We start from the raw sequence: 1205 nt of genomic DNA on the forward strand, positions 1-1205 counted from the left end.
GTGCGGGATTGATAAACCCGCGCGACATCTATAATTTTTTTCTCTGAGAAAGCATCTCCGATTAACTGAAAGCCGATGGGCAATCCAGTCGAATCAAATCCGCAGGGAAGAGCCGCAGAGGGAAGTCCCGCCAAATTGATCGACACAGTGTAAATGTCGCCCATGTACATCTTCATTGGATCGCCTGAATTTTCCCCAATCTTGTACGCCGTTGTAGGAGCGACAGGAGAAAGTATCATGTCATACTTGGCAAATAATTTTGTGTAAGCGTCTTTGATAAGAGAGCGTACCTGCAATGCTTTTTTGTAATAGGCATCGTAGTACCCCGACGAAAGCACAAATGAACCGAGCATGATTCTTCTTTTTACTTCCAGTCCGAAACCTTCGTTGCGTGAAAGACGGTACACTTCTGAAAGGGACTGCGCGTTGGAACTGCGGTAACCGTACTTTAAACCGTCATAACGCGAAAGGTTTGACGACGCTTCTGCGCAGGCGATAATGTAGTAGGTTGGAATCACATAATCCAAAAACGGCATTTCAAATTCTTCTATAATCGCACCCGCAGCTTGGAGTTCTTTTGAAACAGCCAGAACCGCGTTTTTTACTTCATCGTCAATTCCGCCTGCAAAATAATTGCGTGGTAATCCTATCTTTACTCCATCCAACTTTGAGCCAACATCTCCGAATTCAAACGGTTTTTCTATGACGCAGGTGCTGTCCCTTTTATCCGGTCCCGAAATAATCGAAAGCAAAGCGGCGCAGTCTTCAATGTTTTGTCCGATAGGACCGATTTGATCGAGTGACGAGGCATAAGCGAGAAGCCCGTACCGCGACACTGAGCCGTAAGTCGGCTTAATTCCCGTAACGCCGCAAAAGGCGCAAGGCTGGCGAATACTGCCGCCCGTATCGGAGCCAAGAGCGATAGGTATTTCCCTTGACGCAACTGCGGCGGCGCTTCCACCCGATGAGCCGCCTGCGACACGCGCGGTATCCCACGGATTGTGAACCTCGCCAAACGCGCCGGTTTCGCTTGAGCCGCCCATAGCGTATTCGTCCATGTTTAGTTTTCCAACAACAACCATGCCGGCTTTCTCCAATTTCTCGATAACCGCCGCGTTAAACACGGGCGTATAACCTTCGAGCATTTTTGACGCGCAGGTAGTTTCGATTCCTTCTGTGGAAATATTATCTTTGATGGCTATGGG

The 1205-nt window shown here is 48.5% G+C and carries 1 protein-coding gene; it reads right to left on the reverse strand.

Annotated features, from left to right (window positions below; genetic code table 11):
- Window positions 1-1205, reverse strand: a 1205-nt coding sequence (gene gatA / locus ACYVTD_RS13310; RefSeq protein WP_461248221.1) for an Asp-tRNA(Asn)/Glu-tRNA(Gln) amidotransferase subunit GatA, incomplete at both ends; no start/stop codon positions are given.

The sequence above is a fragment of the Treponema sp. R6D11 genome, from assembly GCF_054786075.1.